This is a genomic window from Pseudomonas sp. GW821-FHT07F05 (assembly GCF_059418765.1).
Map to the genome: position 1 here is coordinate 493,471 of NZ_JBWKQL010000001.1, position 24,080 is coordinate 517,550.

The 24,080-nt window shown below is 61.4% G+C and carries 24 protein-coding genes; 7 read left to right on the forward strand and 17 right to left on the reverse strand.

Annotation, left to right across the window (positions count from 1 at the left end; translation table 11 throughout):
- Positions 1–78: 78 nt before the first annotated feature.
- Positions 79–288: a cold-shock protein gene (locus tag AC07RO_RS02325; RefSeq protein ID WP_002554837.1), complete on the reverse strand. Its 210-nt coding sequence runs from the start codon at positions 286–288 to the stop codon at positions 79–81.
- A gap of 310 nt (positions 289–598) precedes the next feature.
- Between AC07RO_RS02325 and dcd the strand changes: the two genes are divergently transcribed.
- Both dcd and AC07RO_RS02335 read left to right on the forward strand, forming a co-directional pair.
- The gene (dcd, locus tag AC07RO_RS02330) at positions 599–1,165 is read left to right on the forward strand and encodes a dCTP deaminase (protein WP_002554836.1); all 567 of its coding nucleotides are present in this window, start codon (positions 599–601) and stop codon (positions 1,163–1,165) included.
- A gap of 109 nt (positions 1,166–1,274) precedes the next feature.
- Positions 1,275–1,496 (forward strand): hypothetical protein, encoded by a 222-nt coding sequence (locus AC07RO_RS02335; protein ID WP_074889014.1) that lies wholly within the window; start codon positions 1,275–1,277, stop codon positions 1,494–1,496.
- Positions 1,497–1,616: 120 nt separating this feature from the next.
- On the opposite strand, the gene pdeM is transcribed toward AC07RO_RS02335, so the two are convergent.
- From pdeM to AC07RO_RS02400, 13 genes are all read right to left on the reverse strand, one after another.
- Entirely contained in the window at positions 1,617–2,273 is a 657-nt protein-coding gene (pdeM, locus tag AC07RO_RS02340; RefSeq protein WP_495008699.1) for a ligase-associated DNA damage response endonuclease PdeM, read from the reverse strand.
- Positions 2,270–4,762, reverse strand: a complete 2,493-nt coding sequence (locus AC07RO_RS02345; protein WP_495085179.1) for a ligase-associated DNA damage response DEXH box helicase — start codon at positions 4,760–4,762, stop codon at positions 2,270–2,272. Before AC07RO_RS02345 ends, pdeM begins: the two co-directional genes overlap by 4 nt.
- Before the next feature lie 277 nt (positions 4,763–5,039).
- Positions 5,040–5,804 (reverse strand): ABC transporter ATP-binding protein, encoded by a 765-nt coding sequence (locus AC07RO_RS02350; protein WP_192171578.1) that lies wholly within the window; start codon positions 5,802–5,804, stop codon positions 5,040–5,042.
- 12 nt (positions 5,805–5,816) lie between these two features.
- Positions 5,817–6,935 (reverse strand): succinylglutamate desuccinylase/aspartoacylase family protein, encoded by a 1,119-nt coding sequence (locus AC07RO_RS02355; RefSeq protein ID WP_495085180.1) that lies wholly within the window; start codon positions 6,933–6,935, stop codon positions 5,817–5,819.
- Positions 6,936–6,944: 9 nt separating this feature from the next.
- Positions 6,945–7,655, reverse strand: a complete 711-nt coding sequence (locus tag AC07RO_RS02360) for a histidine ABC transporter permease HisM (protein WP_108122169.1) — start codon at positions 7,653–7,655, stop codon at positions 6,945–6,947.
- A complete protein-coding gene (locus AC07RO_RS02365) occupies positions 7,652–8,380 on the reverse strand; it encodes an ABC transporter permease (RefSeq protein ID WP_172609418.1) in 729 nt (242 codons plus the stop codon). The genes AC07RO_RS02360 and AC07RO_RS02365 overlap by 4 nt, the downstream gene beginning before the upstream one ends.
- A gap of 79 nt (positions 8,381–8,459) precedes the next feature.
- The gene (locus tag AC07RO_RS02370) at positions 8,460–9,242 is read right to left on the reverse strand and encodes a transporter substrate-binding domain-containing protein (protein ID WP_423572186.1); all 783 of its coding nucleotides are present in this window, start codon (positions 9,240–9,242) and stop codon (positions 8,460–8,462) included.
- Positions 9,243–9,621: 379 nt separating this feature from the next.
- Positions 9,622–11,337 (reverse strand): ATP-dependent DNA ligase, encoded by a 1,716-nt coding sequence (locus AC07RO_RS02375; protein WP_423572184.1) that lies wholly within the window; start codon positions 11,335–11,337, stop codon positions 9,622–9,624.
- Positions 11,334–12,386 (reverse strand): ligase-associated DNA damage response exonuclease, encoded by a 1,053-nt coding sequence (locus tag AC07RO_RS02380; RefSeq protein ID WP_495085181.1) that lies wholly within the window; start codon positions 12,384–12,386, stop codon positions 11,334–11,336. The genes AC07RO_RS02375 and AC07RO_RS02380 overlap by 4 nt, the downstream gene beginning before the upstream one ends.
- Positions 12,387–13,052: 666 nt before the next feature.
- On the reverse strand, positions 13,053–15,536 hold the full coding sequence (locus tag AC07RO_RS02385) for a penicillin acylase family protein (RefSeq protein ID WP_495085182.1): 2,484 nt from the start codon (positions 15,534–15,536) through the stop codon (positions 13,053–13,055).
- A 142-nt stretch (positions 15,537–15,678) separates the two neighbouring features.
- Positions 15,679–16,323, reverse strand: coding sequence for a glutathione binding-like protein (locus AC07RO_RS02390; RefSeq protein ID WP_495085183.1), 645 nt, complete (start codon positions 16,321–16,323; stop codon positions 15,679–15,681).
- Positions 16,324–16,444: 121 nt separating this feature from the next.
- Positions 16,445–16,651 carry an SEC-C metal-binding domain-containing protein gene (locus AC07RO_RS02395; RefSeq protein ID WP_065992586.1) on the reverse strand — a complete coding sequence of 69 codons (207 nt, stop codon included), beginning with the start codon at positions 16,649–16,651 and terminating at the stop codon, positions 16,445–16,447.
- A gap of 4 nt (positions 16,652–16,655) precedes the next feature.
- Entirely contained in the window at positions 16,656–17,141 is a 486-nt protein-coding gene (locus AC07RO_RS02400) for an LEA/WHy family protein (RefSeq protein WP_065992587.1), read from the reverse strand.
- A gap of 115 nt (positions 17,142–17,256) precedes the next feature.
- On the opposite strand from AC07RO_RS02400, the gene AC07RO_RS02405 reads away from it, so the two are divergent.
- Positions 17,257–17,862 (forward strand): hypothetical protein, encoded by a 606-nt coding sequence (locus tag AC07RO_RS02405; RefSeq protein ID WP_495085184.1) that lies wholly within the window; start codon positions 17,257–17,259, stop codon positions 17,860–17,862.
- 41 nt (positions 17,863–17,903) lie between these two features.
- On the opposite strand, the gene AC07RO_RS02410 is transcribed toward AC07RO_RS02405, so the two are convergent.
- Positions 17,904–18,377: a YchJ family protein gene (locus AC07RO_RS02410; RefSeq protein WP_192171568.1), complete on the reverse strand. Its 474-nt coding sequence runs from the start codon at positions 18,375–18,377 to the stop codon at positions 17,904–17,906.
- A gap of 10 nt (positions 18,378–18,387) precedes the next feature.
- Positions 18,388–18,885: a DUF6231 family protein gene (locus tag AC07RO_RS02415; RefSeq protein ID WP_495085185.1), complete on the reverse strand. Its 498-nt coding sequence runs from the start codon at positions 18,883–18,885 to the stop codon at positions 18,388–18,390.
- A gap of 243 nt (positions 18,886–19,128) precedes the next feature.
- Here AC07RO_RS02415 and AC07RO_RS02420 point away from each other — a divergent pair, with 243 nt between their 5' ends.
- From AC07RO_RS02420 to AC07RO_RS02430, 3 genes are all read left to right on the forward strand, one after another.
- Complete coding sequence (locus AC07RO_RS02420; protein WP_133777092.1) at positions 19,129–19,830, forward strand: PA1041 family peptidoglycan-binding anchor lipoprotein; 702 nt, start codon at positions 19,129–19,131, stop codon at positions 19,828–19,830.
- A 296-nt stretch (positions 19,831–20,126) separates the two neighbouring features.
- Positions 20,127–20,402, forward strand: a complete 276-nt coding sequence (locus AC07RO_RS02425; RefSeq protein ID WP_495085186.1) for a DUF1145 domain-containing protein — start codon at positions 20,127–20,129, stop codon at positions 20,400–20,402.
- The gene (locus tag AC07RO_RS02430; RefSeq protein ID WP_495085187.1) at positions 20,395–21,168 is read left to right on the forward strand and encodes a collagen-like protein; all 774 of its coding nucleotides are present in this window, start codon (positions 20,395–20,397) and stop codon (positions 21,166–21,168) included. Before AC07RO_RS02425 ends, AC07RO_RS02430 begins: the two co-directional genes overlap by 8 nt.
- Positions 21,169–21,326: 158 nt before the next feature.
- On the opposite strand, the gene AC07RO_RS02435 is transcribed toward AC07RO_RS02430, so the two are convergent.
- Positions 21,327–21,791, reverse strand: coding sequence for a CopD family protein (locus AC07RO_RS02435; RefSeq protein ID WP_192171564.1), 465 nt, complete (start codon positions 21,789–21,791; stop codon positions 21,327–21,329).
- 129 nt (positions 21,792–21,920) lie between these two features.
- Here AC07RO_RS02435 and dinG point away from each other — a divergent pair, with 129 nt between their 5' ends.
- On the forward strand, positions 21,921–24,065 hold the full coding sequence (gene dinG, locus AC07RO_RS02440; protein WP_065992603.1) for an ATP-dependent DNA helicase DinG: 2,145 nt from the start codon (positions 21,921–21,923) through the stop codon (positions 24,063–24,065).
- Positions 24,066–24,080 lie beyond the last annotated feature (15 nt).

Below are 24,080 nucleotides of genomic sequence, written 5' to 3' on the forward strand. Positions count from 1 at the left end.
TGTGCAGAAGTGCTTTTTCGACAGGCATAAAAAAACCCCGCTTTTAAGGGCGGGGTTTTTTAAGCGAATCAGTACAAGTTAGATAACTTGAACTTCTTCAGCTTGCATGCCTTTCTGACCGCGGGTAGCGATGAAAGAGACCTGTTGGCCTTCTTTCAGGCTTTTGAAGCCGTCGGATTGGATAGCTTTGAAGTGAACGAACAGGTCGTCACCGGATTGTGGAGTGATGAAGCCGAAGCCTTTTTCATCGTTGAACCACTTAACGGTACCAGTTTGGCGATTAGACATGGTGTATCTCCTTGGACAAAGTTAACTGCGACTCAGGAAATGCCCTGGCCGAGACTGAGTGCAAAGAGCAGGAAAAATTCTTGGAGATGGTTGGATCGAAATTCAACATCGTGTAGATATTCTCAGTGACACAAGCAACACAGTGGAGCCACCTTACCCCACTTTTTCAGATGTGCAAAGGGGCTGTCTGCGATTTTTTCTTGAGGTGGCTCAACGCCCTTAATGCACACGGCGCGCAATCTTTGAACCCGGAGCGTTCGACCGGTAAGATGCCGGACATCTTTTTCACCTCGCTATTCAGGACACCGCCATGAGCATCAAATCGGACAAGTGGATTCGCCGCATGGCGCAGGAACACGGCATGATCGAGCCGTTTGTGGAGCGTCAGGTGCGCGGCGAAGGCGCTGATCGAGTGATCTCTTTCGGTGTTTCCAGCTACGGCTACGACGTGCGTTGCGCCGACGAATTCAAGGTGTTCACCAACATCAATTCGGCGACGGTGGACCCGAAAAATTTCGATGAAAAAAGTTTTGTCGATATTAAAAGCGATGTCTGCATCATCCCGCCGAACTCGTTTGCACTGGCGCGCACCGTCGAATATTTCCGCATTCCGCGTAACGTGCTGACCATCTGTCTGGGCAAAAGCACTTACGCGCGCTGCGGCATCATCGTCAACGTGACCCCCCTTGAGCCTGAATGGGAAGGCCACGTGACGCTGGAGTTCTCCAACACCACCACGCTGCCGGCGAAGATTTACGCCAATGAAGGCGTCGCACAGATGCTTTTCCTGGAATCCGACGAAGAGTGTGAAGTCTCCTACAAAGACCGTGGCGGCAAGTACCAGGGCCAGCGCGGTGTGACGCTGCCGCGTACCTGATAGCGCCATTTGTCAGCCAGTCACTGAATTTGTCTCGGAATTCGCACTCTATTGACTGAACTGTTCCCATCTGCACCATGCGAATGGGGCCAACGCTCAGGAGTGCCCTATGAAGAGACACATCAACACCAGCAGCAAGGAACCCGACCCGAGTGCCAATCAGGTCGGTTTGCTGGCTTGGTCGCTGTTAGCGCATCCACACCTCAATAATATGGTCGCCGGGGGCATTCCCGGGCAGCCAGACCCGGACAGCCCAAACGAGTACCCCCAGCCTGACGAAGGCGGCGTGCCGACAATCCCGGACGAGCCGCCACCCGCGCCGGTTGCCTGATTCATGTCCCGTCGGTGCCGCGGCATCGGCGGGCACAATCTGTCCCCGGGTTGGTCGTCAGCTAATGACCAGCGGTGCCTCGGCGCACGTCGACCCGCGATCTCGAACTCCCCGCTTTTCTCAAACCGCCTCCCACACCGCGCCATCCCCTACCACATAGATTTTGCTGTTCTCAGCCCTATCAATATTCATTCCCCCTGTGAACGCGCCGAATGCTGGCAGCAGGCTCACCCGTGGCAGCACGTAGAAGCACGGCAGCCGCAATCGCTGGCGTCCCCGTCCATATAGCCGGTACGCCGGGTGAACATGGCCCGCCAGTACGTGAAAGTCAGGGTGTGGGTCAGGTTCATGCTGTAACGCGTATGGTCCCAGAAACATCGGCTCCTCGACGACGTCCATGCGCAACGCCGGTGGCGGGTCCCCTGCACGCTTGTCATGGTTCCCCCGAATCAGGGTGATTGCCAGATCGTGGTGTTTGTCACGCCAAGCCTGAATGGCCGACAGTGTGCGCGCCGCATGGGATTCCGGAGCATGAAGAAAATCCCCCAGAAAGATCAACCGATCGCAGTCGTAGCTCGCCAGCAGTGCATCCAGGCGCTGAAGGTTATCGTCGGTGGTGCCATGGGGCACTGGCTGGCCCAGTCGTCGGTAGGCAGCGGCCTTGCCAAAGTGGGCGTCGGCGATCAACAGCGCGCGCTCCGCCGGGTAATAAATGGCTTTGTCCGCCAGTAACCACAACTCCGCACCTGCCAGCTGAATCGAAAGATACGGCCTCACGTCATGACCTCAGGTCCGGCGGCTTTTTCCAGATCGCTGACCATGCGTGCGATGCGGTCGGAGAGTTTTTCGGTACTGAGGCTTTCGCGCATGCGTTCGACCAGCAGCGGAAAGGCCATCGGGGTGGGGCGTTTGATCACGTGCAAATCCAAGGTCCGGTTGTTGATGCGGCTGAGGGTTTGTTCGAGACGGGCCACGTCCAGTTCCTGTCGCAGTACTTCCTCCTGCGCTTGGGTCAGCAGCAGGTTGCTGGCGTCGTACTGTTTGAACACTTCGAAAAACAAGCCGCTGGAGGCCTGCAGTTGTCGATTGCTCTTCGGGGCGCCGGGGTAGCCGGAGAACACCAGCCCGGCGATGCGGGCGATCTCGCGAAAGCGGCGCAAGGCCAGTTCGCCGGCGTTCAGGCTGGCAATGATATCGGCGAGCAGCTCGTCTTCGGAAAACAGCTGAGTCGTCAGACGTTCATTCCAGTCGATCGGGGTGGCGCTGAGCAGTTCGAAGCCATAGTCATTCACGGCGATCGAGAAGGTCAGTGGCGTGTCCCGGCTCAGCCGCCACGCCAGCAAGCTTGCCAGTCCCAAGTGAACATGCCGTCCGGCGAAGGGATAGAGAAACAAATGCCAGCCTTCCCGGGACTTCAGGACTTCCGCGAGCAGCGTGTCCTTGCGCGGCAACGCTGACCATTGCCGTTGCACTTCGAGCAACGGGCTGACAATGTGCATCTCGGGACTGCTGAAATCGCCCCGGGCAGCCGCATCGAATTTCTCGACAACGGCATCGGCTAATTCGTTTGAGAGCGGCATCCGTCCGCCATTCCAGCGTGGGACGGCGGCTTTTTTGCTCGTCGCCTTTTTCACGTACGCGGTCATATTCTCAACGCGCACCAGTTCCAGCAGACGACCGCTGAACAAAAAGCCGTCTCCGGGTTTCAATCGGGCGATGAAACCTTCTTCAACGCTGCCGAGGGATCCGCCCCCGCCGCCCTTGCTCCAATACTTCACGTTGATGCTGGCGTCGCTGACGATGGTGCCCACGCTCATGCGGTGGCGGCGGGCAAGGCGCGCATCGGGGACGCGCCAGATTCCGTCTTCGTCCGGATCGACGCGTCGATAATCAGGGTAGGCCGTCAGCGACAAGCCGCCGTAGCGCACGAACGCCAGCGCCCATTCCCATTCTTCGTCGGTCAGGTCCCGGTAGGCCCATGCGGTGCGAACTTCGGCGAGTAACGCGTCGGGGGTAAAGCCGCCACCCAGGGCCATGCTCACCAGATGTTGTACAAGGACATCCAGCGGTTTGTGGGGTGATTCGCGGGGTTCGATCAGGCGGGCGTCGACGGCGGCGCGGGCAGCGGCGGCCTCCACCAGTTCCAGGCTGTGGGTCGGCACCAGCGTGACCCGTGACGGGCGGCCTGGCGCGTGGCCCGAGCGTCCTGCACGCTGCATCAGCCGCGCGACACCCTTGGCCGAGCCGATCTGCAGCACTCGCTCGACTGGCAGAAAGTCCACGCCCAAATCGAGGCTGGAGGTGCAGACCACGGCTTTCAGGTGGCCTTCTTTAAGGGCGCGTTCAACCCAGTCACGGACCTCGCGGGACAGCGAGCCGTGGTGCAGCGCGATCAGCCCGGCCCAGTCAGGACGGGCTTCCAGCAGCGCCTGATACCAGACTTCCGACTGCGCCCGGGTATTGGTGAACAGCAGGCAACTGGAACTGCTGTCCACTTCGGCCAGCACCTGCGGGAGCATGCGCAAGCCCATGTGCCCGGCCCAAGGGAAGCGCTCGATGGAGGGCGGCAAGAGCGTGTCGACGATCAGTTCCTTGATCACTTTGCCGTGAACGGTGGTGCCGTGGTCGCCCACCAGCACCTGTTGCGCGTGATCTTGATTGCCGAGGGTCGCGGAAAGGCCCCAGATGACCAATTCGGGATTCCATTGGCGCAGCCTGGCCAGCGCCAGTTGCAGCTGAATGCCGCGCTTGTTGCCAATCAGCTCGTGCCATTCATCGACGACGACCATCTTCAGCGTCGACATCGTCGCTTGGGCATCAGCGCGGGTCAGCAACAGCGTCAGGCTCTCTGGCGTGGTGATCAGCGCGGAGGGCAGGCGTCGGCCCTGTTTGGCGCGTTCGCTGCTGCTGGTGTCGCCGGTGCGCAGGCCGACGCTCCACGGGATCTGCAAATCCTGCAACGGACCTTCCAGCGCGCGCGCGGTGTCGGCGGCGAGGGCACGCATGGGCGTGATCCACAGCACGCTGAGGGGCGCGGCGACCGGCTTGCGTTTGCGCGGCTTCTGCTCCGTGGGCTCGGGCGCAGGTCTGGCGAACTGGTTGAGTGCGGCAAACCACACAGAGTAGGTTTTGCCCGCGCCGGTGCTGGCGTGCAGCAGCCCCGACTCGCCGCGAGCAACGGCGGCCCAGACTTCCTTCTGGAAGGGGAAGGGTTTCCAGCCACGCTCGGCAAACCAGCGCTTGGCGAAATTGACGGCTTTTGGCATGCGCAGGCTCTGGGAGGGGTTAAGTCAGAGACCGCTGGGAGGGTGCAATAGTTTGATGGAATATCCGTTTGGATCCGCTTGGGAGCGGGCTACGCGTTGGCAAGGCTTGACTGCATACTTGTGGGAGCGAGCTTGCTCGCGAAGAGGCCAGTACAGCCAAAGAATCTCTGGTGGCTGAACCATAGCCTTCGCGAGCAAGGTGGAACGCCACCCCGGTCGCTCCCACAAGTGATGCGTATCCCGCACTGAGGCGGGGTGTCAGGCCGGCAGCAGGCGGCTACTTAAGATTCCCACTCAAAAACTGCTGCAAGCGCTCGCTCTTCGGGCTGCCCAGCACATCGTCCGGGTGGCCCATTTCTTCGATCTGGCCCTGGTGCAGGAACACCACCTGATTGGCAACCTTGCGGGCGAAACCCATTTCGTGGGTCACCAGAATCATGGTCCGGCCTTCTTCTGCGAGGCCTTGAATCACCTTCAACACTTCGCCGACCAATTCAGGGTCGAGGGCTGAAGTCGGCTCGTCGAACAGCATGATTTCCGGTTCCATCGCCAGGGCGCGGGCGATGGCCACGCGCTGCTGCTGGCCGCCGGACAGAAACGCCGGGTATTGATCGGCGACGCGCGCGGGCAGCCCGACCTTGTCCAGGTATTTATGCGCGCGGGCCTCGGCCTCGGCTTTTGACACCCCCAGCACCCGGCGCGGGGCCATGGTGATGTTTTCCAGCACCGTCATGTGGCTCCACAGGTTGAAATGCTGGAACACCATCGCCAGCCGCGTGCGAATTCGCTGCAGCTCGGCCGGATCGGCAACGCGCATACCTCCGGCGTCGCTGACCATGCGCACGGGCTGGCCGTCCAGGCTCATGGCGCCGTCATTGGGTTGTTCGAGAAAATTGATGCAGCGCAGGAAGGTGCTCTTGCCCGAGCCGCTGGCGCCGATCAGGCAAATCACGTCGCCAACGCTGGCCTTGAGCGACACCCCTTTGAGCACCTCGTGGTCACCGTAGCTTTTGTGCAGGCCATCGATGGTCAGTTTGTACATGAAGGGCAGTCCTCAAGGAGAAAGTAAGTAGCCGCTGCGGTAGGCTTCGGTGCCGGCGACATGGGCGATGACCATGCCGGCGGTCGCCATGCGTCGCAATGAGCGGGCGTACATAAGGCCAGCGTTGGCCGTGTGGATCGGGGTCACCGTGTCGCTGATCGGGTCGATGACCTCAGCGATCAGTTGCCCCGCCTCGACGTATTCGCCGGGCAGTGTGCAGAACACCAGCAGACCGCCGACCGGCGTGGCAACAGGTTCGACGCCCGCCAGCGGAGTCGCCGGGTAAATCAGTTCAGGGGGCGCAACCGGCTCGCCGGCAATGGCGCCATGGTGCATCAGGTAGCTGATGATCGCCTGACAGTCGCGGCTGGCGAGAGCGTGATTGACATCCCCCTGGCCGCGCAACTCCAGGGTCACGGAAAAACTGCCCAGCGGGATCGGGAAGCGCTTGGCAAACCGCTGCTGCAGTTGCCACCAGACCAGCGTGAAACATTCGTCGAATGACTGCCCGCCAGAGTCGGTCGCCAGCAGGCTCGCCTGGGCGCCGAGATAACGCGACAGCGCTTCGACCTGCGGCCAGGCCTCGGGCGTGGTGTACAGGTGCTCGACGGATTCGAAATCACAATGCAGGTCCAGCACCACATCAGCGTCACAGGCCAGCCGTTGCAACGTCAGGCGCTGGGACTCCAGTTGGGTGCTGCCGACGCAGTTATTCAGTACGGCCAGCAGGGTTTTGCGAATCAGCGTGACGTTGCCCTTGGGGTCATCGGTCAGCAGCGCTTCGACTTCATCCCCCACTTGCTGGCCGAGGTCGACGAAGCGGCGATTGAAATTCTGCCCGCTCTCAAGCTCGTAACGGCCCAGCGGCATGTCCATCAGGACCTGTTCCAGGCCGACCGGGTTGGCCACCGGAACGACCACCACTTCGCCGAGCAACTGGCCCGCGTTTTCAAGCTCGGCCAGTCGCTGCTTCAAGTACCAGGACACCAGCATGCCCGGGAGTTCGTCGGCGTGCAGGGACGACTGGATATAAACCTTGCAGGCGCCGTTTTCCGGGCCGTAGTGAAAGCTGTGGATCTGCCGCGCGGTGCCGGGCACCGGGGCCAGCAGATCATGGGTCTGGTGTCGCATGCAGGGTTCCTAGTGAGTCGGGCCGAGGAAGGCCAGCCAGCGGCGTTCAGCCAGTCGGAACAGGCCCACCAGAATGAACGTGACCGTGAGGTAGATCAGCGCCGCGATGCCAAACGACTGGAACGTCAGGAAGGTGGCCGAGTTGGCGTCGCGCGCGACCTTGAGGATGTCCGGCACGGTGGCGGTGAAGGCCACGGTGGTCGAGTGCAGCATCAGGATCACTTCGTTGCTGTAATAAGGCAGCGAACGGCGCAGCGCCGACGGCATGATCACATAGGCGTACAAGCGCCAGCCGGTCAGGCCGTAAGCCTTGGCCGCCTCGACTTCACCGTGGTTCATGCTGCGAATGGCACCAGCGAAGATTTCGGTGGTGTAGGCGCAGGTGTTCAGCGCGAAGGCGAGGATGGTGCAGTTCATGGCGTCGCGGAAGAACGCGCCGAGCATTGGCTGCTCACGTACGGCGGCGATGCTGTAGATGCCGGTGTAGCAAATCAGCAACTGGATATACAGCGGCGTTCCGCGGAACAGGTAGGTGTAGAACTGCACCGGCCAGCGCACCAGCGGATTGCGCGATACGCGGGCGATGGACAGCGGAATCGAAACGATAAAGCCAATGGCGATGGAGGCACTGAGCAGCCACATCGTCATGGCCAGGCCGGTGATGTTCTGACCGTCCGTATAAAGGAAGGCGCGCCAGTATTCTTGCAGCAACTCGATCATCGTTGAGCCTCCCGGCTGCCAGCGGCATAACGCCGTTCGGCCCAGCGCAGGGCGAAGTTGGACACGCTGGTGATGACCAGATAGATCAGTGCGGCGAGTACCAGGAAGTAAAACAGCTGATACGTGCTTTTACCCGCGTCCTGCGCGGCCTTGACCAGATCGGCCAGACCGATGATCGACACCAGCGCCGTGGCCTTGAGCACCACTTGCCAGTTGTTGCCGATGCCGGGCAGGGCGAAGCGCATCATCTGCGGGAACACCACCATGCGAAACCGTTGCGAACGGCTGAGCCCGTAGGCCGTGGCGGCTTCGACCTGACCGCGCGGTACGGCAAGGATCGCGCCGCGGAAGGTCTCGGTGAAATACGCGCCATAGATGAAGCCCAACGTAATGACGCCGGCAGAGAAAGGGTCGATCTCGATGTAATCCCATTCCATCGCTTCGGTAAGCGTGGTCAGCCAGGTTTGCAGGCTGTAGAAAATCAACAGCATCAGCACCAGGTCCGGTATACCCCGGATCAGCGTGGTGTAGATCTGGGCCGGAACGCGCAGCACGGCGGCTTTTGACAGTTTGGCACTGGCGCCCAGCAGGCCGAGCACAATGGCCAGCAGCAGCGACATTACCGATAATTTGACGGTCATCCAGGTACCTTGCAGCAACAGCGGGCCGAAGCCTTTCAGGCTGAATGCTGACAGTCCCAGGTTTTGCAGGAGAGTTTCGAACATGTGCAACCTATACAGTCAATAAAAACGCCCGTTAACTTCAGCAGCGGATTCTGGCTGAAATCAACGGGCGTCTGTTTGCTTATTTACCGCTGTACAGATTCAGATCGCCGAAGTGCTTCTTCTGGATCTCGGCGTACTTGCCGTCATCGTGTAACGCTTTGATACCTTTGTCCAAAAGCGCTTTCAGGTCCTTGTTACCTTTCGAGATGCCGACGGCCGTTTTGGCTGGCAGCAGGGGATCGTCGATTGGCTTGCTGACTTCGTAGTCAGCGCCTTGTGGCGACTTCAGGAAGCCCAGCTCGGCTTGCAGCATGTCTTGAACCGAGGCGTCCAGACGACCCGAAACGAGGTCGGCATACACCTGATCCTGGTTTTGATAGGCCTGGGTTTTCACGCCCGCCTTGTCCAGAACGGCCTTGGCGTAGGCTTCCTGGATGGTGCCTTGCTCGTAACCAACGGTTTTACCTTTCAGCGAAGCAAGGTCAGTGCTCAAACCGGAGCCTTTTTTGTAGACCAGCGAGGTAGGGCCGGAGAACAGTTCGCTGGAGAAGTCGATGACTTTCTCGCGGGCCGGGGTCACGGTCATGGAGGAGATCACGCCGTCGAACTTGTTGGCTTTCAGGCCCGGAATCATGCCGTCGAAATCGCTTTCGACCCACTTGCACTTGACCTTCAGTTCTGCACAGATCGCGTTGCCCAGATCGATATCGAAGCCCACCAGGCTGCCATCGGCGGCTTTGGATTCGAATGGCGCATAGGAAGGATCGACGCCGAAACGCAGCTCCTTGTATTCCTTGGCCATTGCGTTACCGGCGGCCAGACAGATGGCGAGTGCGGAAAGGGTCAGCCATGCTTTTTTCATCGTTCAGTCCTTAAAACCAAATTGAGCGTTGGGAACACGCGAAGGCTTGCTACCGGCAAAAGCCAGACCGCAAATAGACAGCAATTTCCGAACCAAACAAACGAACGCGCGTTTTAAATGTACGGAGTTGTCGCAATGATGACTTAGAGCCATCTTTTGTCTTTTTTTGAGGCCCCGCAGGCACCGGCAGAGTAGCCGCATCCCGTTGAGAGTGGGCGAAAAAGTTGCAGCCTCAAAGGTCTGCAGCGGTGCTTTTAACAGCTGAGGGGAGATTCGAAACGCCTTGTGGGGCGTGCCGTTGAAAGACTGGGCTTGTGGTGCGCTCCATTTCAGCGCATTCGACACGGGCGCGAGCCAGCCTCGCGCACCGCGACGGTGCTCAGGCCAGCAGGTCCTGAAGCGTCGCCAGGCTGTCGGCTTCGGCAACGGGTTTGTCGAGGCGCCATCGCAGCATCCTCGGGAACCTGACGGCGATGCCGCTCTTGTGCCGTTTCGACAGGGCAATGCCTTCGAATCCCAACTCGAATACCAGGGTCGGGGTAACACTTCGGACCGGGCCGAACTTGTCGACGGTGGTCTTGCGGATGATCGCATCGACTTTGCGCATCTCCTCGTCGGTCAAGCCTGAATACGCTTTGGCGAAGGGCACCAATGTCCGTTCGCTGGATTCCGGCGGGCCGTCCCAGACCGCGAACGTGTAGTCGCTATACAGACTGGCGCGGCGGCCGTGACCGCGCTGGGCGTAGATCAACACCGCATCGACGCTGAACGGGTCCATTTTCCACTTCCACCACACGCCCATGTCCTTGGTGCGCCCGACGCCGTACAGCGAGTCCCGCGCCTTGAGCATCATGCCTTCCACGCCGAGACTGCGTGACGCCTCGCGCTGCCGACCGAGGTCGAGCCAGTCAGTGCCGGTCAGCACCGGAGAGGGCATCAGCACCGGGCTCTGGGCGTTGGCGATGACCGTTTCCAGCTGCGTGCGCCGCTCATGTTGCGGGCGACTGCGCCAGTCATGGCCTTCCCATTCCAGCAGGTCGTAAGCCAGCACGACGACCGGCACGTCTTCCAGAATCTTCTTGCCGAGGGTTTTGCGGCCGATCCGCTGTTGCAGCAGGGCGAAGGGCTGCACCGACGGCGTCGCTTCGCCGGGCGTGCCTGGGGCAGGGGTGTCCAGAGCGAATTCGCCTTCCTCGGCCTTCTCCGGAGCCGCGGCTTTCCAGACCACGATCTCGCCGTCGATCACCGTGCCGTCGGGCAGGCATTGGGTCAGACTATGCAGTTCGGGGAAGCGATCCGTGACCAGTTCTTCGCCCCGCGACCAGATCCACAGGCGACCTTCGCGCTTGACCACCTGGGCGCGGATGCCGTCCCACTTCCATTCCACCTGCCAGTTTTCGGCGGCGCCCAGCAGGTTCTCGAACTGGTCGACCGGCTGCTGCAGCGCATGGGCGAGGAAGAATGGGTAGGGCTGGCCACCCCGCTGCGCGTGTTCGTCGGCCGACTCTTCGGCGATAAGCTTCAAATAGCCTTCGGCGCTGGGGCGGTGGGAAAGATCGGTGTACCCCACCAGCCGCTGGGCCACGCGCTTGCTGTCGATATCGGCCAGCGCGGCGAGGGCGCGGGTCACCAGCAGCTTCGAAACACCGACGCGGAAACTGCCGGTGATCAGCTTCAGGCAGACCATCAGGCTTTGCGGGTCCAGTTGCGACCAGAACGTCGGCAGGCGCTCGAGCAATTCTTCCGGGGGCAGGCCACGCAGGGGCAGCAGATGGTTTTCCATCCAGCTGGCCAGGCCTTCCTCTGAGCTGTGCTCGGCTTTAGGGAGCAACAGCGACAGGGTTTCCGCCAGATCGCCTACCGCCTGGTAACTCTCCTCGAACAGCCATTCCGGCAGTCCGGACAGCAACAGCGCCTGCTCACGCAACATGCGCGTCGGCACCAGTTGCCGTGGGCGTCCGCCGGACAGGAAGTACACCGCCCACGCGGCGTCTTCGGGGGCGGCCTTGCTGAAATAGGCTTTCATGGCCGCCAGTTTGGCGTTGCTGGAGGTGGTGGCGTCCAGGTCGGAATACAGCTCGGCGAAGGCCTTCATGACGAGGCCTCGCCTGTCGATGCAGGTTCGGGTGCGGGTTCGGTCTTGGCCGCTGCGTCGTCCTCTTCGTCGCCGTATTCGGTGGAAAAGCCTTGGGCGTCGAGGCCCAGTTCCCGCAGGTAGCGCACCAGCACGGCCACCGAGCCGTGGGTGACCATCACTCGCTCAGCGCCGGTGTTTTCGATGGCCCAGAGCAAGCCGGGCCAGTCGGCATGGTCCGAGAGGGCGAAGCCGCGGTCGACACCACGCCGACGTCGGGTGCCGCGCAGCATCATCCAGCCGCTGGCGAAGGCGTCGCTGAATTCGCCGAATCGGCGCATCCAGGTGCTGCCGCCGGCGGATGGCGGTGCGACGATCAGGGCGCTGCGCAAGGCGGGATCGGTTTTTTTGAAGTCACCGGCGTAGTGGGTTTCCGGGATGCGCACGCCGGCCTCGCGGTAGACGCGGTTCAACGGTTCGACGGCGCCGTGGACGAGGATCGGGCCGATGCTGGGGTCGATGCCGTGGAGGATGCGTTGGGCTTTGCCGAATGAATAGGCGAAGAGGACGCTGGCTTTGCCGGCGGCGGCATTGGCGCGCCACCATTCGTTCATGCCGGCGAAGATTTCCGATTGGGGCTGCCAACGGTAGATCGGCAGGCCGAAGGTGGATTCGGTGATGAAGGTGTGGCAGCGCACGGGTTCGAAGGGTTCGCAGGTGCCGTCGGGTTCGACTTTGTAGTCGCCTGAGGCGACCCAGATTTCGCCCTGGTATTCGAGGCGGACCTGGGCGGAACCGAGGACGTGGCCGGCCGGGTGAAAGCTGAGTTTGACGCCGTGGTGGGTGATGCTTTCGCCGTAGGCAAGGGTCTGGAGGTTGATGTCCTGGCCCAGTCGGGAGCGCAGTATGCCTTCGCCGGGTGCGGCGGCGAGGTAGTGTTCATTGCCGGTGCGGGCGTGGTCGCCGTGGGCGTGGGTGATGACGGAGCGTTCGACCGGGCGCCACGGATCGATGTAGAAATCACCGGGCGGGCAGTAGAGGCCTTCGGGGCGGGCAATGACGAGATCCATGGTTTGACCGGGTTTGGGGACTTGTCAGGTAGAGCGGTGGCGGGGCGCAGAAGTTCGGGGTTTTGAAGCAAGATCAAGATCAAGATCAGGATCAAGATCAAGAGCGTCGGCCTAACGGCTCGACTGTTTCGCCTTCGGCGAGTTACTTGGAAAAGCACCCCAAGTAACCAAGGGTGCTTGCTCTCGGTTGGGCCCTTCGTTCCTCAGGGTTCCTTCACTCCGGTCTTGCTCCGTGGGCCCGCGCCGAACGGACATCCATGTCCTGACGGCGCTCTCGCCGCATCCATGCGGCTCGGCCCACTGCGCAAGACCTGCGTTCAGCCTGCACCAAAGTCGCGATTGGTGTCGTCTGGGCTATTTGTGTTTGGAGATCAAAAGCAGATCAAAAGCAGATCGAAAGCTTCCCGGCTGAAGCCGGTCCTACGGCGCCGCAGGTCCTGCTGACCACACGCGCTGCTTTTCGTAGGACCGGCTTTAGCCGGGAAGAGGCCATTTCAGGCACCATCAATCTTGGATGCACGCATCGCTTTTAGTGGGACCGGCTTTAGCCGGGAAGGGGTCAATTCAGGCGCCACTTCTTCCCAGGCATCAGCGCTTGATCGTTCCCACGCTCTGCGTGGGAATGCATCCCGAGACGCTCCGCGTCGTCCCGGATGGCTCGGCCATTTACTTTCCGGGCGTCAGCGTCAGGCGTTGTTTGCCGTAGGCTTTTTCGAAGTTTTCCGGTTGCATCGGCACGGACATGTACAGGCCTTTCATCCAGGGGTCGATGCCGTTGGCGTTGTATGGGCTCGCGGGGTTGCCGGATTGGCCCGCGGCGTTTTGCGCCATCATCGGTTCTTGTTGGGCGAAGTCGACGATGATGCGCATGGCCGGGACAACAACGGCGTTGAAGTCCTGGCCCCAGTGGAAGCCCGAGGCGTTGAGCGTGGTGTGGTCGCCGCCGGTGGCGATCGGGCCTTTGGTCACGCTTGCCTTGCTGCCGCCCAGCGCAGCGCTGAGTTGGGCGCTTTGGGCGGTCCAGGTGGTCTGGTGCAACTTGCCCCACTGCCAAGCCTTGTGATCGGCGCCCAGCTGGCTTTCGCCAACGGTGATGGCGGCGGCCAGGCTGCGGGCGAGGATCGCCGGTTTGTCTTCTTTTTGCGGCGTTTTGACGTCGTCCCAATACGGACTGTCTTCGCGGCCCAGCAGGTGATCGGCCTGGGGCGAGTAGGACAGGTCCGCGCTTTGCACCAGCGCTTTCCAGGCAGGGCTGGTTTCCGGGCCGAGTTCATCGAGGAAGGTCTGGCGTGCGCTTTCTTGCAGGAACAGTTCGTAAATCGCCGCATCTGCCGAACCGGGCGACAGTCTGCCGTCGAACGCCATCAGGCGGTTCAACGCTTCGCGGGCTTTGTCGCGCTCTGGCGCGGGCAGGGCGTCGATGGCCTGTTTCAGCGGCGCTGACATGCCGGGCTCGGAGAACATTCTCTTCAGTTTGGCGGCGAAGGTCGTGGTCTGGTCGTATTGCATAGCGACGGTGCTGCGGGTGTCCTGCTTGCCGGCATTGGCCAGTTCGGCGATGCGTTCGGCGCGCTCCGGGTAGTCCCAGGAATTGGACAGCTGCATGCCATAGCCTTTTGGCACGGTGCGCTGGTTGGCAGTGGCGATCCAGCCTTGCTGCGAATCCTGATCGTACGGGTGCAGCATCGCGTCGGCGTAGCCGTCCCAGTCGAACCGGCCATCCCAGCCCGGCGAAGGAATCAGGCCGAGTCCGTCGCGGCGGTTCGGGTATTTGCCGGTCACTTGCCAGCCGGTGTTCGAGGCATCGGCGAACACCATGTTCAGGGTGATGGCACGAATTTCCCGAGTGGTGTCGAAGGCTCGCTGCACGTTTTGCGCGCGGGTCAGATCGAAGAGGGCGTCGAGGGTTTTGTCGTCCTTGGCGTCGGGCATCTGCAGGGCAACGCCCAGGCCGCTGGCCAGTTGCGCAGAACTCGCGTTGAGCAGCGGGCCATGACGGGTTTCGTAGGCAGGCTCGCGCACCGGGCTCTGGCCTTTGACGAAGTAGGTTTCCTCATGGGCGCCCGCCGCGACCCATTTGCCGTCGGCCATGACCATCAGGCGGTTGTTCTCGCGCTTGAGCTTTTCCAGGAACAGGTCCTGATTGTCGCCCATCGCCGGGCCCATGCCCCAGGCCAGTTTGCCGTTGAAGCCGGACAAGACCAGCGGCAAGCCCGCAACGGTCGCGCCTGCAGCCTGGTATTTCGGCGAGCGGATCTGCACGAAATTCCACATCGACGGCAGGGTCGGCGCCAACTGGCTGTCGGTGGCCAGCAGGCTCTTGCCGGCGCGGGCGCGCTGGGGCGAGATCACCCAGTTGTTCGACGCCGAAACGCCCAGCAGGTTGAGGTCCGAAAGCTGCAGCGCCGCTTTGTCCAGATCGCTCAGGCCCGGCAGTTGGCTGCCCAGGTTCAGGCCTTTGAGCTTGTCGGCTTCAGCGAAGGGCAACGCTTCGTCGGGGTAGGTCGGCAGCAGCCAGGCCAGCTTGTCCGCGCCGACTTTCTGCGCCAGCACCAGCGAGGAAATCTCCTCCTGCAGGTTTACCGACAGGCTGAAGTTAAGCAGGCTGAAGATCAGCGCCGAGTCTTCGGGCTTCCAGTATTCAGGCTTGTAACCCGAATCAGCGAGGTCAGTCGGCAGTTTGTCGCGGTAGCGGAACAGGTAAGCGTTGACGCCGCGCGCGTACACCTCGAAGAAGCGTTTCAGGCGCGGCGACGAAGCGGCATACAACTGGCCGGCGGTCTGCTTGAGGTTGGCGGCGCGCATCATGCGGTCGAGATCGAGGGCGCCCGGTCCTGCGATTTCCGACAGTCGGCCCTGAGCGAGCAGGCGCATTTGCATCATTTGCGTAATGCGATCGCTGGCGTGGACATATCCGAGGGTAAACAGCGCGTCATGGAACGTACTGCTTTCTATCAGCGGCATGCCCAGATTGTTGCGGCGAATGGAAACGTTCTGCGCAAGCCCTTTAATGGCAAACACCCCGCTGGCAGGCGGCAGGCTGTCGCGGTCTTCACCGCCCAGCTGGCAACCGGCCAGGCTCAAAAGTCCAATCATGGCAGCGGCCGCGCTCATGCGCGTCTTCAAAGTTGAAAGGGCTGGCGAGGCCATGATGGAGCTCCTGCGGGGGTGGACGTAGAAAAGGCGCTACGTTAGAGAGCAGGCGGGCGTCACGCAAGCCGGGGGAGGGAGTTTATTTTCGGGTTTCAGAGGGGATATCAGCGCGTCCCCTTGAACCCTTTCGACCCTGGGATTACGGCTTCGGGGGATTGATCTTGTCCACCAGTGCGTAGGCCCGCTTCACCGCATCGCGATTGGCCACTGCGTCAAACCAGCGCTTGAGGTGCGGGAAGTCATCCAGGTTCTGCTCCTGAAACGTGTGCGGCACGATCCACGGGTAGATCGCCATGTCTGCGATGCCGTAGTCCTCGCCCGCAACGAAGGTGCGATCGGACAGACGCTCGTTCAACACGCCATACAAGCGCGTGGTTTCGTCGACGTAGCGCTTGATCGCGTAGGGAATCTTCTCTTTGGCGAACCGGTTGAAATGGTGATTCTGGCCGGCCATCGGGCCCAGGCCACCCATCTGCCAGAACAGCCATTGCAGGGTTTCCTGCCGGCCGCGCAGGTCTGTTGCAATGAACCGGCCGGTCTTCTCGGCCAGGTACAGCAGGATCGCGCCGGACTCGAACAGGCTCAGTGGTTCGCCGCCGTCAGCAGGCTGGTGGTCGACGATGGCTGGAATTTTGTTGTTGGGGGATATCTTCAGAAAATCGGATTCGAACTGCTCGTTCGCGCCGATGTTGACCGGGAAAATGGTGTACGGCAGGCCCGCTTCTTCAAGGAAAATCGAAACTTTGTGGCCGTTGGGGGTGGTCCAGTAGTGCAGATCGATCATTGCGCGCTCCAGGTGAAGTCATCACGACTGCCATTAAGGCTGCACCTGTTTTACGCCTTCAAACGTCCACCGCACAAATGAAAACGGCCTGAAGATCAGGCCGTGGAAGGAGCCGGGTGCGTTACGCGCCGTGGCACTTCTTGAATTTTTTCTCGCTGCCGCACGGGCAAGGGTCGTTGCGGCCGACATCCTTGAGCGTGTTGCGTACCGGCTCTTGAGGGGCGTGGCCGCAATGCGGGCCGTGCACGTGGCCGTGGTCATGATGGTGATCGTGATGGTCGTGATCGTGGTCACAATCGGGACCGTGCACGTGGGCTTGCTGGTTCATGGGGTTACTCCGGAATCAAATCGCCGGGGATTATGTCGCCATTGCGCCCGATGCGCACGCTGTGTCCGAATAAAAATCCGGTCTTGAGCTTGCCTTCCAACCGGTAATGCACTGGCTGATTGGCTTTGCCGAGCACCTTGGAGATGTCCTTGAGGTGCTCCCACAGATTGGTGCGGATCGGCACGGAGAAGTTTTTGTGGCTGTTGGCTTTGACGATGAACCAGTCGCTGTAGACGCCTTCGCTGAGCAACATGTCGTTGAGCAGGATCTTGTAGCGCAGGCCGCGGACCAACAGGCTGGAGTCGTTGGGGTTGTCGACCCGAAAGCGCAGCTTGAAGTCCTGACGCAGCAACTTGGCCTTGACCACCTCAACCTTGAGCAGCTTGACGTCGGGGTCTTCGAAGCCGCCGGTTATCCAGGTCGAGCAGCCTGACAGCGCCAGGAGCGCGAAGAGGCCTGCGATTCTGAGGACGTGTGCTGCAAACATCATGGGTCGCTCCCTTTGTGTCCGGTCTGATAGGCCCGGTCTGACCGCCACTGCACGTGACTCGCCGTTCTCCACAGCCTGCGCCATACTCGCGCCATGTGTCGAAGGAGTATTGACCATGAAGCTCTACGAAATCGTATTTTCCGGCCAACTGGTGCCCGGCGCGCAGCCGGATCTGGTCAAGGCCAACCTGGCGAAGCTGTTTCAGGCGGACGCTCAGCGCATCGCGTTATTGTTCTCCGGCCGTCGGCTGGTCCTGAAAAACAACCTCGATGAGACGGCCGCCGAAAAGTACCGCTCGACCCTCGAACGTGCCGGAGCCATGGCCCAGGTCGTGCCCATGGCGCATGTCGTGGAGGCCCCTGTTGCAGAAGCGCCGGCCCAGGTTGAAGTAGAAGAGGTCGAACTGGCTCCGCCGCCCGACGAGCCGAGCTGGACGCGCAAACCCTCAAGCCTGACGGCGCCGCGCAACGACGCCACGCCGACGCGCAAAGCCAGTGTCAAGCCGCGTGATGTTTACATGGCTGCGTTTGTGGACGTCGAGGCGCCTGACTACACGCTCTCCGAGCCGGGCGAGGACGTGCAGGATCCGGGAATGCCGACGCGTGCGCCGCAGTTGGACCTGTCCGGCTTGAGCCTGGCCCCGGCGGGCGCTGATCTGGGTCAGGACAAGCCGGTTGAGCACGTGCTGGTGCCGGACGTTTCCCACATCCGCCTGGCCTGAGGACTGCCTGTCATAGAGGTTACTGCGTTGCCGCTGACAGGTCAGGCGAGATAAGCCGAACAGCACTTCTTGAACTTTTGCCGGCTGCCGCAGGGGCAGGCGTCGTTACGACCGGCTTTGAGCGAGACCGTCGGGTCGATGAAATACCAGCGTCCCTCATGCTGCACGAACGCCGAGCGCTCGCGATGACAATGCTCGCCGTCGGCATCGTGCCAGCGGGCGCTAAAGGTCACGAACGCGTGCTCAGGTTGGCCGCCGATCAACTCGGCGCCTTCCACTTCCAGGCCCAGCCAGGTGCTCTGGGCGCTCCACTGGCTGATGGCATCTCGGTTCAGCCCGGGCTGCTGCGCCGGCATTGTGGTGTCCAGCAGATAGTCCACCAATCCCAGCACATAAGCGCTGTAGCGCGAACGCATCAGCGCTTCGGCGCAAGGGGCAGGCTGACCGGCGTGATAGCGGCCGCAGCAACCGTCGAGAAGATTGCCGCTGCCGCAGGGGCAAATTGCGCTGCTCATGATGCGTCTCTCACCACCAGTACTTGCCGTAATTCTCCGGATTGGCCCAGAACTTCGCGTTCAGCCAGTCCGGCACCTGTTTGTATTCCCGCAGATCGTAGGTGAACAGCGTGAGCACTTGCTCATCCCGGGAAAACCGTTCACTGGCCTGGAGTGCCAGCGAGTAGAAATCAGTGGATTGCCAGCCGCAGGCATCAAGGTCCGCCAGCACGGCGATCCGGCTGGCATTGAGGTTGCGGATTCCGCCCAGCAACTCAAGCCCCGCACGCTTGGGCATGTGCTCCAGACAGTCCACCACCAGTGCCAGATCAAAACGCTGCCCGGCCAGATCGGCGGGCAAAAGGCCCGGTGCCGCCTGGGCCAGTTCGGTTTGCGGATGCGCTTCGCGAAAAGCCTGCAACGCCGGAAATTCCTCGGCGCCCACCAGCAGCAAACGCTTCGGCGCATAGAGGTCGAGCAGGGCGGCGAGGGCCTGTTGCGGCGTGCGGCTGGAGAAGCGATCAGTCATTGGAGTTCCTCGGTCAGGCGGGCAAGGGTAGCGCGCTGAACTTCGATGGCCTAGTGCTTGAACTTTTTCATTTCGCGATATGACAAAGCGTACGGAGTGAAGGCAAAAGGCTATTCCCCAAAGAAGAGTCCGAATTGTGCGGTGAAATCCCGTAAACCCCTGAAATCGGGGTGGCGAACGGCCCCACACGCGTCTTTACTGCATTTCAGTCGGTTTTAGCCGATACCAAAGGAGAAGAACTGTATGAGCATGATTCGGACAGCGTTACCTCTGATTTTGGTTACCAGTGTATTGACGGGCTGTGCGGGCTTGCAAAAGACCGACTGGCCACTGTGTGCGGCCGGTGGCGCGCTGACTGGCGCCGCGATCGGCGCCTTCCAGACCGCCTCGGTGGCGGCAGGCTTCGGTGGTGCGGTGGGCGTGATGGCCGGCGCGTATTGCTGGGCCCACGGGGACGGTGATGATGACGGCGACGGCGTCCTCAACAGCAAGGACAAATGCCCGAACACGCCGAAAGGCACCCCGGTCGATGCGACCGGTTGCCCGATCGTGACACCTGCGCCTGAGCCAGTTGCTGCTCCGGTGGTGCTGCCTAAAGAAGAAATCATCACCATTCGTGACGTGCACTTCGAGTTCAACAAAGCCACGCTGACGCCGGGCGACAAACAGCAGCTGGACATGGTCGCAACCAAACTCAAAACCGAAGCCCCGAACGTGCAACTCCATGTCAGCGGCCACACCGACAGCGTAGGCAGCGATGCGTACAACCAGAAACTGTCGCAAAAACGTGCGCAATCGGTGACCGACTACCTCGTCAGCGCCGGCATCCCGCGTGCCTCGTTCGTGTCCGTTGAAGGTGATGGCGAAGCGCGCCCTGTGGCCGACAACAAAACCGCCGACGGCCGAGCGCTGAACCGCCGCGTCGAGATCAAAATCAACCGTTGAGACCAGGTTGATGCTTCAAAGGAAGCCCCGGTGTGAAAGCCGGGGCTTTTCTATTTCTTGAATTCGGTTTCATGTTCAAAAAACATTGCCCAGACCGGCCCCTTCCCGGCTAAAGCCGGTCCCACTAACAGCCGCGCGTGCATTCAGTGGGACCGGCTTCAGCCGGGAAGCCCTTGATCTGCTTTTTCTTGGCCGCGGCCAACTTTTGAAGCCTGCCTCTGGCATAGTCCTCCGCCTCACCGTACTGTGCGCAAACCGTTTTCACCGCACAAAACCAAAAACAGCAGAGGCAACACATGAGTGTGATTTGGGGAACAGGGAAAGTACTGACAACAGCATTCTGGCTACTGATAATCACCAGCCTCACCATCGCCATGCCACACCCCTTCGACCTGCTGTTCAAACTGGCTGGCGGCCTGTTGCTGCTCACCCACATCATCGAACTGATCAGCTACAACGCCAGCCTGCGCGACCGCCCCCATCCCTGGCCTGATCGCCTCCAGATTCTGCTCTTCGGCCTATTTCACCTGAACACATTCAAACGCCCACAGGCGGAGGTACACCATGCGTAACGCGATGCTGATGACGGCAGGCCTGCTGTCCGCCCTGACCAGCCCCTGGATCATGGCCCAGACCATCTCCGTCGAAACCCACTCGCTTATGCGCCTGCCCTCCAAAACCAGCGTATTGCAACTGGACCGACTCGAAGTCGCCGACTACGGCACCCTGCTGATCCCGGCCGGCCTCACCGAAGTCAAAGTCGGCCAACTCATCATGGGCCATGAGTCACGCATCGCCATCGTCCCGAGTGGCGAGGCGTTCAGCCTGCAGGTCAAACAGGCCGACCTGGGCAGCGGCGCCGAAATCACCGCGCGGGGCGCCCCGGGCACCTTCGAAAAACCACCGACCCCAGGCCGCAACCTCAACCTGCGGATCGAACAACTCAACGCTGACCAGCTCTTTGTCGACGCACGCGGTGGTGCGGGCTCGCCCGGTTACGTCGGCCTTGACGGCGGCAACGGCATCGATCCGGGCTGCACATGGGGTTCTGCCAGTCGCGGGATCGACGGCGACAATGGCGGCAACGGCCGTGACGGCGCGCCGGGTGCGCTCGTTCGTCTAGAACTGCCAGCGACCTTCGGCAATGACCGCATCAAAGTCAATGTCCAGGGCGGTGCGGGTGGTATCGGCGGAGACGGCGGTCGCGGCGGCAAAGGCGGCGCGTCCAAAGGCTGCGTGGTCTATCGCGCTGACGGCGCCAAGTCCGGCAAGAACGGCGACAAGGGCCAGTCCGGCGCAGCAGGGCCAACGGGCGCTATCGTGGTTCGTAACTTATAAGCCCGATAGCCCACATGCGTTATATACCGTCCAGACGGCTCTCTTTCGTGGAGCCGACACGGTTCATGTGGGAGTGAGCTTGCTCACGAAGACGGCCTTTCAGCCGCCGGATATCCAGCGGGTGGACCGCCTTTTCGCGAGCAGCTCTTCCCCAACTCTCAAAGCATTGGCCTGATGGCAGCGATCGCCACAACGGCCACCCCCACCATCAGATTGATCCCCATCAGACGCCGCATCCCGCCCAGCGCAGCGGCACCCTCAGCCCATTGCTCGGCGAGCACAGCCTTGCGCAACTGCGGCAGGTTCAGCGTCGAAACCCGCAGAAACAACGCCACCATCACCACATACAGACCCATCATCACCTGCACATAGCGTGGCGCGGTCTGAAAGCCGCTGAAGTTGACGTTGATCATGCCAATGCCGGTCACCGCAAGCATGATCACCGCGCACCAGACCCATACGAAGAATCGCGGCAGCACCTGCAGCCACAGCTTCAACCGGGCCGGGCCTTCAAGGGCCGCGATGACCGCCGGTCGAAGAATCATCCAGGCGAAAAACATGCCTCCTACCCACACAATCGCTGCCAGCACATGCAAGGCGTAGACAAAGGCTACAGGTGACATCGAGAACTCCGATCTGCGCAGAAAGAATTAGCGCGGTATGATAGCCGCCCGCTGCGACTACTGAAGATATATCCAGCGGTTTTCGTGTTTTCATTCAGCACCCGTGACGCCGAGCCAACGACCCAGCCCATGATCAGCACCGAACTCAAATCCCAGATTCAGGGCGCCTACTCGCGTTTCCTCGAAGCCAAGAGCCTCAAGCCTCGGTACGGCCAGCGCCTGATGATCGCTGAAGTGGCGAAGGTGCTGGGCGATGTCGATACCGACGAAGAAGGCCGCCGTTCGGGTGATCCCGCCGTCGTGGCGGTCGAGGCAGGGACAGGCACCGGCAAAACCGTTGCCTACGCCATCGCGGCCATTCCGACCGCCAAGGCCGCTGGCAAGCGCCTGGTCATCGCCACCGCGACCGTCGCGCTGCAAGAACAGATTGTCTACAAAGACCTGCCCGACCTGATGCGCAACAGCGGCTTGAACTTCACGTTCGCGCTGGCCAAGGGCCGTGGCCGCTACATGTGCCTGTCCAAGCTCGACATGCTGCTGCAGGAAGGCGACGCCCAGAGCGCGACCGCGCAGCTGTTCGAAGAAGAAGGCTTCAAGATCGAAGTGGATGAGGCCAGCCAGAAGCTCTTCACCACCATGATCGAAAAGCTCGCCGGCAACAAATGGGACGGCGACCGCGACAGCTGGCCTCAGGAACTGGCGGACCAGGACTGGGCGCGCCTGACCACCGATCACAGCCAGTGCACCAACCGCCACTGCCCGAACTTCCAGCAGTGCGCCTTTTACAAAGCCCGCGAGGGCATGGGCAAAGTCGACGTCATCGTCACCAACCACGACATGGTCCTGGCCGACCTGGCGCTGGGCGGCGGTGCGGTCCTGCCCGATCCTCGCGACACTCTGTATGTCTTCGACGAAGGCCATCACCTGCCAGACAAGGCGATCGGCCACTTCGCCCATTTCAGTCGCCTGCGCTCCACCGCTGACTGGCTGGAGCAAACCGCCAAGAACCTCACCAAATTGCTCGCCCAGCACCCGCTGCCGGGCGACCTGGGCAAACTGATCGAACAGGTCCCCGAGCTGGCCCGGGAGATCAAGACCCAGCAGCAATTCATGTTCACCGCCTGCGAGCAACTGGCCGACTTCAAGCAAGGCGAAGACATGGAAGGCCGCGAGCGTCCGCGCCATCGCTTCGTCGGCGGCGTGGTCCCCGAACACATGCGCGAGATGGGCATCGAGCTGAAAAAAGGCTTTGCCCGACTCGACGACCTGTTCACGCGCCTGACCGAGCTGCTGAAAGAAGGCATGGACGGCGAGGTCAACATCGGCATCGCCAGCCATCAGGCGGAAGAGTGGTACCCGCTGTTCGGCAGCTTGCTGGCCCGCGCCCATGGCAACTGGGAATTGTGGACGGCTTTCACCGCTGAAGACCCGGAAAACAGCCCGCCCATGGCGCGCTGGCTGACCCTGGCCGACAGCGGCTCGCTGTTCGACATCGAGGTCAACGCCAGCCCGATCCTTGCCGCCGAAATGCTGCGCCGCAACCTGTGGAATGTGGCCTACGGCGCGCTGGTGACCTCGGCCACCCTGACCGCGCTGGGCAAGTTCGACCGTTTCCGCATGCGCGCCGGCCTGCCGAAAGACGCGGTCACCGCCGTGGTGCCGAGTCCGTTTCACCATGCCGACGCCGGCGTGTTGCGCGTGCCGGACCTCAAGGCCGACCCTCGCAACGCGGCCGAACACACGGCGGCCATCATCCGTGAACTGCCGAATCTGGTCGAAGGCTCCAAAGGCACGCTGGTGCTGTTCTCCTCGCGCAAACAGATGCAGGAAGTGTTCGACGGGCTGGAGCGGGACTGGCGCAAGCGGGTGTTCATCCAGGGCAACCTGTCCAAGCAGGAAACCCTGAACAAGCACAAGGCGCGGGTCGACGGTGGCGATGAAAGCGTCCTGTTCGGGCTGGCCAGCTTCGCTGAGGGGGTCGACCTTCCCGGCGCTTACTGCGAGCACGTGGTGATCGCCAAGATTCCTTTCGCCGTGCCGGATGATCCGGTCGAAGCCGCACTGGCGGAGTGGATCGAAGCGCGAGGCGGAAATCCGTTCATGGAAATCGCCGTTCCCGATGCTTCGCTGCGGCTGATCCAGGCCTGCGGTCGTCTGCTGCGCACCGAACAGGACCGCGGCATCATCACGCTGCTGGATCGCCGGGTCGTAACCCAGCGCTATGGCAAAGCCATCCTCAATGCACTGCCGCCATTCCGGCGCGAAATTTCCTGAACCCGTGTTGCAAAT

What these genes read in the sequence shown, in the direction of transcription:
- AC07RO_RS02325 (WP_002554837.1), bottom strand. Translation starts at nt 288, where the DNA reads ATGTCTAATCGCCAAACTGGTACCGTTAAGTGGTTCAACGATGAAAAA.
- dcd (WP_002554836.1), top strand. Translation starts at nt 599, where the DNA reads ATGAGCATCAAATCGGACAAGTGGATTCGCCGCATGGCGCAGGAACAC.
- AC07RO_RS02335 (WP_074889014.1), top strand. Translation starts at nt 1,275, where the DNA reads ATGAAGAGACACATCAACACCAGCAGCAAGGAACCCGACCCGAGTGCC.
- AC07RO_RS02345 (WP_495085179.1), bottom strand. Translation starts at nt 4,762, where the DNA reads ATGCCAAAAGCCGTCAATTTCGCCAAGCGCTGGTTTGCCGAGCGTGGC.
- AC07RO_RS02350 (WP_192171578.1), bottom strand. Translation starts at nt 5,804, where the DNA reads ATGTACAAACTGACCATCGATGGCCTGCACAAAAGCTACGGTGACCAC.
- AC07RO_RS02355 (WP_495085180.1), bottom strand. Translation starts at nt 6,935, where the DNA reads ATGCGACACCAGACCCATGATCTGCTGGCCCCGGTGCCCGGCACCGCG.
- AC07RO_RS02360 (WP_108122169.1), bottom strand. Translation starts at nt 7,655, where the DNA reads ATGATCGAGTTGCTGCAAGAATACTGGCGCGCCTTCCTTTATACGGAC.
- AC07RO_RS02365 (WP_172609418.1), bottom strand. Translation starts at nt 8,380, where the DNA reads ATGTTCGAAACTCTCCTGCAAAACCTGGGACTGTCAGCATTCAGCCTG.
- AC07RO_RS02370 (WP_423572186.1), bottom strand. Translation starts at nt 9,242, where the DNA reads ATGAAAAAAGCATGGCTGACCCTTTCCGCACTCGCCATCTGTCTGGCC.
- AC07RO_RS02375 (WP_423572184.1), bottom strand. Translation starts at nt 11,337, where the DNA reads ATGAAGGCCTTCGCCGAGCTGTATTCCGACCTGGACGCCACCACCTCC.
- AC07RO_RS02380 (WP_495085181.1), bottom strand. Translation starts at nt 12,386, where the DNA reads ATGGATCTCGTCATTGCCCGCCCCGAAGGCCTCTACTGCCCGCCCGGT.
- AC07RO_RS02385 (WP_495085182.1), bottom strand. Translation starts at nt 15,536, where the DNA reads ATGGCCTCGCCAGCCCTTTCAACTTTGAAGACGCGCATGAGCGCGGCC.
- AC07RO_RS02390 (WP_495085183.1), bottom strand. Translation starts at nt 16,323, where the DNA reads ATGATCGATCTGCACTACTGGACCACCCCCAACGGCCACAAAGTTTCG.
- AC07RO_RS02395 (WP_065992586.1), bottom strand. Translation starts at nt 16,651, where the DNA reads ATGAACCAGCAAGCCCACGTGCACGGTCCCGATTGTGACCACGATCAC.
- AC07RO_RS02400 (WP_065992587.1), bottom strand. Translation starts at nt 17,141, where the DNA reads ATGATGTTTGCAGCACACGTCCTCAGAATCGCAGGCCTCTTCGCGCTC.
- AC07RO_RS02405 (WP_495085184.1), top strand. Translation starts at nt 17,257, where the DNA reads ATGAAGCTCTACGAAATCGTATTTTCCGGCCAACTGGTGCCCGGCGCG.
- AC07RO_RS02410 (WP_192171568.1), bottom strand. Translation starts at nt 18,377, where the DNA reads ATGAGCAGCGCAATTTGCCCCTGCGGCAGCGGCAATCTTCTCGACGGT.
- AC07RO_RS02415 (WP_495085185.1), bottom strand. Translation starts at nt 18,885, where the DNA reads ATGACTGATCGCTTCTCCAGCCGCACGCCGCAACAGGCCCTCGCCGCC.
- AC07RO_RS02420 (WP_133777092.1), top strand. Translation starts at nt 19,129, where the DNA reads ATGAGCATGATTCGGACAGCGTTACCTCTGATTTTGGTTACCAGTGTA.
- AC07RO_RS02425 (WP_495085186.1), top strand. Translation starts at nt 20,127, where the DNA reads ATGAGTGTGATTTGGGGAACAGGGAAAGTACTGACAACAGCATTCTGG.
- AC07RO_RS02430 (WP_495085187.1), top strand. Translation starts at nt 20,395, where the DNA reads ATGCGTAACGCGATGCTGATGACGGCAGGCCTGCTGTCCGCCCTGACC.
- AC07RO_RS02435 (WP_192171564.1), bottom strand. Translation starts at nt 21,791, where the DNA reads ATGTCACCTGTAGCCTTTGTCTACGCCTTGCATGTGCTGGCAGCGATT.
- dinG (WP_065992603.1), top strand. Translation starts at nt 21,921, where the DNA reads ATGATCAGCACCGAACTCAAATCCCAGATTCAGGGCGCCTACTCGCGT.